Raw genomic sequence first — 9428 nt, 5'->3', positions numbered from 1 at the left:
TCCTGACCTAAGGCGCAATCAACAATCGACTTTCACGATCCCAACGCCAGAGTTGCTCATTGGTCAGCAACGTGCCGCCCCACCAGCGCCGAATCGGATTGTGACGGCGAAAATCCTCCCGACCTTCCAGAACCGCTTTGCCAAACTCCGTCAGCGACAGCCGGCTCCGGCGAAAGGCGGCGTTGCGACCGCGCGCGTTGTCCGGATCGAGTGTCGCCAGCTTGCCGTCCAGACCCGCAACCGCTGGCGCAGGGCCGAATGCGAGCCCTTCGAGCAGCGCGCCCAACTCCCACGGATCGAACACACGAGCCTCAGAGGTGCCTGACCGAAACAGCTCATCGGTGCGACTGCGTCCGCTTGCGATGAGTTCGAGAAGCCGCGTCTCGGTCGCCCCCAGTCCCGTCGCTGGCGACGGCAGTTCCGAGAGCAGGTCTTCCATGGCCGGTTTCAGGAAAGACAGCTTGCCGAGCGGCCTATCGAGCAGCCCAACGCAGAGCTCGGGCGTCGGCGCGCGATAGGCCTCCCACGCGAGGGTCGCGCTTTCAAGATCGCTTTCCGCGATATCGAACTGCTTCACGTCACGATGGCGAAGCTCTGAGGGATCTGCTCCGCGCAGATCGAAATCGACGAGTCGTAGTCTCAGACTCTCAGTAAGTGACGGCTCGAAACGCAGGTAATCGAGGATCCAGATCAGCTGCAATTGACTGTTGGGTTCGGGGTCGAACCACAGTTCAATGAGATCGACCCCGTAATTCTTGCAGACCCAGAGCAGGGCACCGGCTCGATCCTGGCGCCTGATGAGGGGCGACTGACGCACGGGGACGCAATCCGACCAGTGCATTTGGTCGACCCACGTCCTGGACTCCCGCCAGCCGAGATAGCGGATGAGGTGGTCAGCCGTCGGAAGTGGCCCCGAAACAAAGCGATAGATGAACGGGATGACCATGTCAGCGCGATCGGCATAGGTGAGGCCAGCGCCGGACGAACTGGTCAGAATCATCCGCTTCATCGTCGGCGCACCTCACCCTACGCAAAACGAAACGGGCACTGACGACGTCGGCAACTCAACGTCTTCAGCGCCCGCTCCTCGCGAAAAACTTTCGTGTTAGGTCTTACTCCTCCGCGGGCTCCTCGCCGTCGGCGTCGCGCTCCGGCGTGCCGGCGAGAATTTGCTCGGCGATCAGGCCGGAGTTCTGGCGGATCGAGGTCTCGATCTTGGCGGTGATGTCGGGGTTGGCCTTCAGGAACGCTTTCGAGTTCTCGCGGCCCTGGCCGAGACGCTGGCTGTCATAGGAGAACCAGGCGCCTGACTTCTCGACGATGCCGGCCTTGACGCCGAGATCGAGGATCTCACCCATCTTGGAGACGCCCTCGCCGTACATGATGTCGAACTCGACCTGCTTGAAGGGCGGCGCCAGCTTGTTCTTGACGACCTTGACGCGCGTGGTGTTGCCGACAACTTCGTCGCGCTCCTTGATCGCGCCGATGCGGCGGATGTCGAGGCGGACCGAGGCATAGAACTTCAGCGCGTTGCCGCCGGTGGTGGTTTCCGGCGAGCCGTACATCACACCGATCTTCATGCGGATCTGGTTGATGAAGATCACCATGGTGTTGGACTTGTTGATGGAGGCCGTCAGCTTGCGCAGCGCCTGGCTCATCAGGCGGGCCTGCAGACCCGGCAGCGCATCGCCCATCTCGCCCTCGAGCTCGGCCTTCGGCACCAGCGCCGCGACCGAATCGATCACCAGCACGTCCACCGCACCCGACCGCACCAGCGTGTCGCAGATCTCCAGCGCCTGCTCACCGGTGTCGGGCTGCGAGATCAGGAGCTCGTCGATGTTGACGCCCAGCTTCCTCGCATAGACCGGGTCGAGCGCGTGCTCGGCGTCGATGAAGGCGCAGATGCCGCCCTTCTTCTGCGCTTCGGCCACCGTATGCAGCGCCAGCGTGGTTTTTCCTGAGGATTCCGGCCCGTAGATCTCGACGATGCGCCCCTTCGGCAGGCCGCCGATGCCGAGCGCGATATCGAGCCCGAGCGAGCCTGACGACACCGCCTCGATGTCCATGGAGCGGTCGTTCTTGCCGAGCTTCATCACCGAGCCCTTGCCGAACTGGCGCTCGATCTGAGAGAGCGCGGCAGCCAGAGCTTTACTCTTGTCCATGGAAGATCCTTCGACGATACGCAGGGCAGTGGCGGACATTGGGTCGTGCTCCTTATGGCGAGGATTCGCGTGAGGGACAAACGATTGGCGAGGCGGCTCGTCGATAAAAGCAACGTACCCTATTTGTTCTAGGTTCGCAATATGTTCTTTTGCGGATTTGGGCGCTGGCCTGATTTAACCCCTAGTGGCCTCAGTTGAATTCGGGGGTGGCCTGATTTGCGGGGGGTAACGAGGACGTTACAACCAGCTCAACCTTTGCTAGCGTGACCGCCATATTCAATCGATTCCCATGCGAGGGGCGGCCAAAACATTGAAAAGACAAATAGATACTCTAGCTATGGTTGGGTCGGCGGATGGCCCAAGATAAAGATTTCGACCTCGTTAAGCATTTCATGTTCCACTTAGTCACCGGCGGCTTGATGTTTCTCATGGCCGGCGCCGTCTCGGCTGGCCTGGAATTGGCCGCGGATTATCTCGACGAGTTCCCGAAACTGTGGCTGCTCGCCATCGTTTTCCATCTGGTGGCGGTTGTGATTCTGGTCTTAGATGTCGGCAGCCTCGTGTTTTTTCTGATGATCCGCACCTATAGGTTCGTAAGAGACACATGGTCCTTAAAGGACGGCTAAGATGAAAAAGATGAGCAGCAAGCGGCAACTCCGACGCAAAGCCTTTACCGGCTCGCTTCACAAACGCGCAGGAACGGGCACGTCAGTAATTGTCCGCACCAAGGCAAAAGCCGAGCAAGAAGCCCGGAGTCTCACCGGGATGGTGAGGGACGATATAGCTCTGTACCTGTCCCCTCTTGCCGCTGTGGCAGACGAGTTTCGTAAGCGACTGCGTGGGACATAGGTCTCACTTAGACATCCGGGACCGCATTGAATTAAAGGCCGCCTCAGTTGGCGGCCTCTTTCTTGTCCGGGTTCATTTTCTGCATCATTTGGAGAATGCCCTCATACTTCTCCAAAATCTCTCGGAGGTTCTTAAGCCCCTCCAAGTCAACCGACGCCTTGATGTTCAGCCGCTCGCCGTTCATGACGACCACTAGCGGCTGATCATCCGACAAGGGCGCCAAATCCTCCGGGCGGGGCGCGCGAGGGGATATCGGTGCTGCAGTGGGTGCTTGTGGTGTCACTAGGGGCTCCGGGGCTACATCGCTCTCGGAATTATACGCCTGAGCCCCACTATCCACAAGCCGCATTGTAGCGAGATAAGTCTTAGCGGCCTTCTCGGCTGCCTCCGGTACAAAGTCCCGTTTAATAAGCCAAAAGCGAAGGTTGTCAGGGCTAACCGCTCCGGGAAAGTCCTTTCGAATGTCTTGGAACAGTTTTGGCCGGAAGGCCAACTGCGACATTGCAGCAGTTCGCTCCGGGGAGCCTTCTGGCGCCTCCAGAGCATGGACGGCTTCGTTAGTGATGCGGATTTCGTCGGCATTACCATCAATCAAGCCATAGGCTCGCAACGCCCCGATCTTGCCCAGCGCCGGCCCGCTCAGGCTGTCGTGGCCAAGGTGCTTTGCCAGCACAGCACGGGACATCTTGTTGCGATGGTCGTTTGCGTATGCCTTCCGAGCGGCTTGCAGGGCCGCGCCTAGGTCCAGCATGGGATAGTTGGGGCTTCGAACCTTTGCCATCGTGTAGGCCCTCCTCCGGCCTGATGGCGGAACTTATCGCAGACAGCCAGAGATAAATCAAGAGATAAAATTCAAATTTATCTCCGCGCGGTCTTGCGTGATGCGCGAATAAATGAGAGATTGATCGTCAAGGAGATCGATCATGCTCAGGAGGGTATGAGCCCCCGGCGCGCTAGCCGAGCAAGGGGGGGGCGAGGATAAAGGAGAGGCCGCCTTCCCGGGGTTCAATCAGGGAAAGACGGCCTCGCAATCGGCTTCGAAGCTGCCCCGTAGTCTAACGGTAGGACGCTCGCTCTTACAGGCCGAGAGGTCCGGGTCCGAATCCCGGCGGGGCCGCCAAGGATACGAATTAGCGGGACCGCTGCGGTTGCAGCCTCAGCGATCCCTAGTCACCCACCCGAGATTGCGCCCCGGGCTAGCGACCAAACTAGAATATACGCTTTGCAGAGCGGGTTTTCTAGAGTCCCCGGGGTCAATCCTAACGAGGATTGCGCCCTCATGAACGTTCTAGCCCGCGAAAAGCAGATTGAAGTCATTGCCGCCCTTTGCGAGGGCGTCGGCATCCGAACCGCCTCCCGCCTGACCGGCGTCAACCGTGGCACCGTCGCCAGCCTGGCCCTCCGCGTGGGCATGGGCTGCATGGAGCTGCACGACCGCATTATGGTCGGCGTGCGCACTGAGCGCCTTGAGCTTGACGAGCTGTGGAGCTTCGTCGGCAAGAAGCAAAAGAACGTCCAGCGTCACGAAATCAACGCCAAGGGCGATCAGTACGTTTTCATCGGCATGGCCGGGACGCAGAAGGCAATCATCAGCTGGGGCGTCGGCAAGCGGAATGCCGAAAGCACCATGGACTTCCTGCACGACCTCCGCAGCCGCGTCATTGGTCAGCCGGAGATTTCAACGGACGGTTTTCACCCCTACCGCGTAGCGATCCGCGACGCCTTCGGCCCGGACGCCTCGCATGGCGTTATCGTAAAGACTTACTCCGTAACTCATCTGGTAAAGGAAGCGCAGGGCCGCTACTCCCCGGCCGCCGTAGTAGCTGTAAGCCGTGACGTAGTATCGGGCCATCCCGATCAGTACGTTTCAACGTCATACGTTGAGCGCCAGAACCTCACGTTGCGCATGGCCTCGCGTCGGTTCACCCGGTTGACCAACGGCTTTAGCAAGAAGCTGGACAACCACGTTGCGGCGGTCGCGCTGTACGTCGCGCACTACAATCTGTGCCGCGTTCATGAGGCACTGCGCACGACGCCAGCGAAGGCGCTGGGGCTCGCTGACAAGGCGTGGAGCATCGCTCAGCTTGTGGATGCCGCGCTTGCTGTGGCCCCCGCGCTACCCACGGAGACCCCGCCGGATCGGCGCCGGAAGTTTGTAGTAATCGAAGGGGGGAAGCCCTAACCGGCGGCCATCGGCGGAGGCTCAGACAGGTCCAATTCCTGCTGGGCAATCGCCGGCATCAGGTCGTTATGTTCTTCGATCCTGAGCATGCGAATGTCGCTAACGACCTTCGCAAACCAAGGATAAGTATGCTGCACGGCCTGCACAGCCATCACGCATGTAACTGGCGTGACGTGCTGGTCGCCGAAGTAAACACTACCCTGTTGCCGGGTGAAGCCGAACTTTTCCAGCGCGCGACGAATGTCGTGGTAAGCGCCGGTATGAGCGGCGTTCGGATAATGCCGCTGCAACTGATCTTGATCTAAATCGAAACAGATGGCGTACATGCGCGTCCCGCGGTTCGAATCGGTGGGCCATCGTCCATTATGACCGAGCCCAAACATTCTAGCCAGCCGAGGATCTTTTTCGCCCCGTTGCTTGGATCGCTTCATGGCGGGCCTCCCTTTTCGGTTCTCACCGAATCCCGTCGAAAGCCCCACAAGAGTCTCACGGAACGTATTGGGGCGCAATCTTGTTCCGGACGCGTGCAGCGACTCATTGGAATCTGCTTCGAATTACCAACAGGTAAACAAAGCGTCAATTGTACTGACATATATTGCAGTGGCCTGTTTCGAATTTGAGAGTGGCCTATTTCGGCCAGTACCCGGATTTGGGACTTTGTCCGTGAGCATCTCCACGTCCCCCTCCCCATTCGCGTTGTGCACACAACTGGACAGACGCGGCTCCCGTTAATGGTTCTCAATGGGCCATCACCGCCCCAACCGTGGCCACTGTCGGTGACGAGAACGCCGATTGCGCTCCCGCCTTCATCGCATGAAAAGGAGCGCACCATGCCCAAGCGGCGACGTTTCAAGCAGCAGCTGACCCTTCAAGACCGGCTCTCCGCATGGGTGAAGCAGGTCCAGGAAGAGGCCGCCAGGCTTCCGCCCGGGCCCGAGCGGGACGCCCTGCTCAAGAAGGCCCGCCAGGCCGATGTCGCCAATCATCTGCACGACTGGGTCATATCCCCCGGGCTGCAACCGCCGAAATAGCAGGGCTGTCGCAACGTCATTCCCCGGCCGAAGCTGACGCGCATCAAAGACGCAGCCGCCGGCCGCCGTCAGAATTCCGCAATCCTGCGGCACCGAACCTTTTCGCGGTCTCGGGCCTTCTCCAGGATGGGACCGCAACTCTGGGGACCTCAGTCATGACGGACAACACGAACCGCGATACGATCAGGCGCAATCCCCTGCTGGAGGCGGCGCATGAGGAGCTGATGAAGTTCGAGCGCCAGGAAAACGAATTCCGCAAGAAGGACCGCCAAGAGCGCGCCGCCGAGCTCCACCTTCCCCTGAATGAAATCAAGATCCACTAGACCCAACCGGGGGCTTCCCAAGCTGACAAGAGCGCGCCGGCGATACGGCTGGCGGCGGCCCTTTTGATGACCTTGCGGGAGGTGGCGGCGGGAGGCGGTCGCCCTATCACCGCAAGCGCGTTGACGGCATCCAAACACCAAGTTTAAGCTATTGAAAGGCTGCCGCTCGCGTGCCTGTCCTTAAAGCAGCGCCAGCAGCACGAGGCCGATCACCAGCACCACGAAGCCAGCCGCTGTCGCGGCGGCGAATGACCGCTCTACGTTATCCATGATGCCACCCCGTGGTCGGCGTGCCACGTTTCCCCCATGGCTGCGCCGAACGCTGTGGAATCTTGCCGACCGGTGTGTCCGCAGTTGTGCGAACGGATGTCGAAATTGGGACCGGTGCGGGGCCAGTCTGCGGCCTCGGCGTTGAGTCCGGAAATCTGCCGCCTGTCAGGCTGCCGTAAGCGGAGCCGGCTAGGATGATGCCGCTATGGTGTTGCAGCCCAGCACCTCAGCCTCCAATAACTTTTTGCCCCGTCTGGCTCTCCCCAGGCGGGGCTTTTTCATGCCTGTCGGGCGGTTCGCGGGTCCCGCTCCTCCTGCGTCAGGAGCAGCGAGAAGGCGCGGATCGCGGGCGCAGCCAGCAGCACGATCGGCAACATCGCGGCCCATGCGATCAGCCACGACACCATCCAGTGCCCGACGAAGCTCATCGCGCTGCCTGCGGGCAGGCTGGCGATCCCCGCCGCGATCAGCGAGGTCAGCCCGGACTGGATGATGCCGAAGACGAAATGACTGTAGCGGCGGGGAATGCCCAGCATGACGGCCCTTGCTGTTTTTGCCGTCGCCAGACCAAGCAAGGCATATGCCGCCGCTTGCAGGGAAATCGGTAACCCCCTCGGCGGGCCCCCCGCGGCCCGTCCGATCGGCGTACCGACGCAGCCGGGTGCAGCCCAGGAACTTTGTTCATGGTCGGAGAACCACGGGTATGCGACAGCCTCACTGTCTCACGGACCGGCGTCTTTCGAGAGCCGGCTTGGCCCGTTTCGGGGCAGGCGCGCTTTCGAGATACCCCCGAACTATCTAGGGCTTACCGACAAAATTTGCTTGTCTCCGGAATATTGGGACGTCGAACATGTTTGCAGTCATGGAGAGTGAATCGTGGGAGGTCGCCATGAATCACAGGGGCATCGAGTTCACCGTCGCCAAGACGGCGATTCCCGGAATCTGGCAGTGGCAGTTCCGCATTGGCGAGCAGGTCAAGACCGGCAAGACCGAGACGAAAATCGACCTGTTGGCGATCCGGCGCGTGCAGCTGCGTATCGACCGTGAGCTGAAGCGATCGGCCGGGCGGCGTGAACCGGCCGGATGAAAGTCGGCATCGGATGGCGCCTTCTGCGCCCGCTGCACCACGGCTGGCGGTTGCGGCGGAACATCATCCGTAGCCGCCCGGAATTGATCTGACGGTCGTTTGGGATTGGACTGCGCGCGCCCATGGCCTTGGGGGCGAGGCCATCACGCGCGCGATCGGTGCCAGCTATGCCGTTGTATTTCTTTCGGATCCGGAATGGAAGTTACTCCGGCTGCGCCGATCAGGCGACGGAATTTGCCGATCGCAATTCGGCCTGGAAAGAGATGACCAATGTCTGCGCCGACATGACCGCAGGCATTGCCCGCAAGCTCCAGGAAAATTCCGAATGGCACATGGAGCTGCTGGACGAGACCAAGGAGCCCGTGTTCCGGATCCGCATCGTTGCCGAAACCCTCGACTAGCAAGCTCTCCGGATCAAGCTTTAGATTGTTGTTTGAGCATGATCTTTTCGGAAAACCGCTGGGCACTTTTCCGGATCATGCTCTAGTCCGCGCTGGGCAGCCGCCGCATGGTGAATTCGATATCGCCGCCGGGCAGCTCGCGCCAGCTCTCGACAACGCTCATATAGCCGGCCTTGGGGTAGCGGGCGAAGAAGGCCTGCGCCCTTTCCCGCGCCGCCGCGCGCGGCAGCGTGAAGGTCTCGCGCAGATAGCCGTCCCGAACCGTTTGGCCCGGCTTGCCGGCGATCTTGCGCCGGCGCGCCATCCGCTCGGCGAGATCCCGCGGACGGTCGGCCATGTCCTCCTCCTCTACGCACTACGCTCAGCCCAATGTAGGGCGTGAGCCGGGTGAAGAGGAGTCCCGTCCGAAAAGCGTTGCACCGCCTCCCGAACGGAGCTGGGTCAGTTGGCGGCCGTGCCGCTCGTCAGTTGGCGGTCGTGCCGCTCTTGGACTTCTTCGGCGCGCTGGTTGCGGCCGAGGCCTTCGGCGCCGCCGGCTGCTTCGGCGGTTCGGAGCGCATGCCGCCCCAGGGATCGTTGGAGGTCTTGGAATCCGGGATCTTCTTCAGCGTTTCCTTGTAGGCCTTGTCACGCTCGGCTTCCGCGGCCTTTTCCTCGGGGGTCTTGCTCGGGGCGTCCTGCAGCAAATTCAGATTGGGCATTTGCGCATAGGCAGGTCCCGCCAGCACGGCCAGCACCGCGGCCAAACGGAAAAGCTTCATCGTCTACTCCTTGATCATCCATGGAGGCACGGATCGCCCGCGCCTGGTCATCCTTGTCGCGGCCGGTCGCGACCGCCGAGGCCGTCCAGGCTCGCTAGAGCCGATCCGATCTGCACGATTTCGGCGCGTGCAGCCAGTCGTCCCAGATCGGACCGCATTTGGTGCAGCCGCTCAGCGCCAGGCCGAGCGCGGCCATGCAAAAGACGAGGACACACCGACGCAACATCATCCACCCATACCCCGAGCAAGCCATCATATCGGGCCAAGTCAGGCATTTTCAAGCCGACGGGACCGGCGCCAGACCGGGTGACTTTGCCGCGCCGATGCGCGCACAATGGGCCGAAACATCCGGCAATACAGGA

Annotated in this window: 13 protein-coding genes; 6 read left to right on the top strand and 7 right to left on the bottom strand. The window is 61.1% G+C overall.

The window, feature by feature from the left end; translation table 11 throughout:
* Window positions 1-7: 7 nt before the first annotated feature.
* A complete protein-coding gene (locus tag XI03_RS07300; RefSeq protein ID WP_271591724.1) occupies window positions 8-1009 on the bottom strand; it encodes a hypothetical protein in 1002 nt (333 codons plus the stop codon).
* 103 nt (window positions 1010-1112) lie between these two features.
* Window positions 1113-2201, bottom strand: a complete 1089-nt coding sequence (recA, locus tag XI03_RS07295) for a recombinase RecA (protein ID WP_100176636.1) — start codon at window positions 2199-2201, stop codon at window positions 1113-1115.
* Between the two features lie 314 nt (window positions 2202-2515).
* On the opposite strand from recA, the gene XI03_RS07290 reads away from it, so the two are divergent.
* Entirely contained in the window at window positions 2516-2788 is a 273-nt protein-coding gene (locus XI03_RS07290) for a hypothetical protein (protein WP_271591723.1), read from the top strand.
* A gap of 266 nt (window positions 2789-3054) precedes the next feature.
* Here the strand turns inward: XI03_RS07290 and XI03_RS07285 are convergent, their stop codons facing one another.
* Window positions 3055-3792: a hypothetical protein gene (locus tag XI03_RS07285; protein WP_271591722.1), complete on the bottom strand. Its 738-nt coding sequence runs from the start codon at window positions 3790-3792 to the stop codon at window positions 3055-3057.
* Window positions 3793-4290: 498 nt separating this feature from the next.
* Between XI03_RS07285 and XI03_RS07280 the strand changes: the two genes are divergently transcribed.
* A complete protein-coding gene (locus XI03_RS07280) occupies window positions 4291-5193 on the top strand; it encodes a transposase (protein ID WP_271591721.1) in 903 nt (300 codons plus the stop codon).
* Here the strand turns inward: XI03_RS07280 and XI03_RS07275 are convergent.
* Window positions 5190-5624 carry a hypothetical protein gene (locus XI03_RS07275; RefSeq protein ID WP_271591720.1) on the bottom strand — a complete coding sequence of 145 codons (435 nt, stop codon included), beginning with the start codon at window positions 5622-5624 and terminating at the stop codon, window positions 5190-5192. The two genes, XI03_RS07280 and XI03_RS07275, sit on opposite strands and share 4 nt — an antisense overlap.
* Window positions 5625-6023: 399 nt before the next feature.
* Between XI03_RS07275 and XI03_RS07270 the strand changes: the two genes are divergently transcribed.
* Complete coding sequence (locus XI03_RS07270) at window positions 6024-6224, top strand: hypothetical protein (RefSeq protein ID WP_271591719.1); 201 nt, start codon at window positions 6024-6026, stop codon at window positions 6222-6224.
* 155 nt (window positions 6225-6379) lie between these two features.
* The gene (locus XI03_RS07265) at window positions 6380-6547 is read left to right on the top strand and encodes a hypothetical protein (RefSeq protein ID WP_271591718.1); all 168 of its coding nucleotides are present in this window, start codon (window positions 6380-6382) and stop codon (window positions 6545-6547) included.
* Between the two features lie 548 nt (window positions 6548-7095).
* Here XI03_RS07265 and XI03_RS07260 read toward each other — a convergent pair.
* Window positions 7096-7353 (bottom strand): DUF2798 domain-containing protein, encoded by a 258-nt coding sequence (locus XI03_RS07260; RefSeq protein ID WP_028142814.1) that lies wholly within the window; start codon window positions 7351-7353, stop codon window positions 7096-7098.
* Window positions 7354-7706: 353 nt separating this feature from the next.
* Here XI03_RS07260 and XI03_RS07255 point away from each other — a divergent pair, with 353 nt between their 5' ends.
* Both XI03_RS07255 and XI03_RS07250 read left to right on the top strand, forming a co-directional pair.
* Window positions 7707-7904: a hypothetical protein gene (locus XI03_RS07255; protein WP_028142813.1), complete on the top strand. Its 198-nt coding sequence runs from the start codon at window positions 7707-7709 to the stop codon at window positions 7902-7904.
* A gap of 167 nt (window positions 7905-8071) precedes the next feature.
* Window positions 8072-8305: a DUF6894 family protein gene (locus XI03_RS07250; RefSeq protein WP_028142812.1), complete on the top strand. Its 234-nt coding sequence runs from the start codon at window positions 8072-8074 to the stop codon at window positions 8303-8305.
* An 82-nt stretch (window positions 8306-8387) separates the two neighbouring features.
* Here XI03_RS07250 and XI03_RS07245 read toward each other — a convergent pair whose 3' ends face one another.
* Both XI03_RS07245 and XI03_RS07240 read right to left on the bottom strand, forming a co-directional pair.
* A complete protein-coding gene (locus tag XI03_RS07245) occupies window positions 8388-8642 on the bottom strand; it encodes a hypothetical protein (protein WP_095425257.1) in 255 nt (84 codons plus the stop codon).
* 127 nt (window positions 8643-8769) lie between these two features.
* The gene (locus tag XI03_RS07240) at window positions 8770-9066 is read right to left on the bottom strand and encodes a hypothetical protein (RefSeq protein WP_271591717.1); all 297 of its coding nucleotides are present in this window, start codon (window positions 9064-9066) and stop codon (window positions 8770-8772) included.
* Between the last annotated feature and the right edge of the window lie 362 nt (window positions 9067-9428).

This window comes from Bradyrhizobium sp. CCBAU 65884, assembly GCF_028128835.1.
Lineage (GTDB): Bacteria > Pseudomonadota > Alphaproteobacteria > Rhizobiales > Xanthobacteraceae > Bradyrhizobium > Bradyrhizobium ottawaense.
The sequence above is the reverse complement of the archived record's forward strand: the minus strand, read 5'-3'. Positions and strand labels throughout refer to the sequence as shown.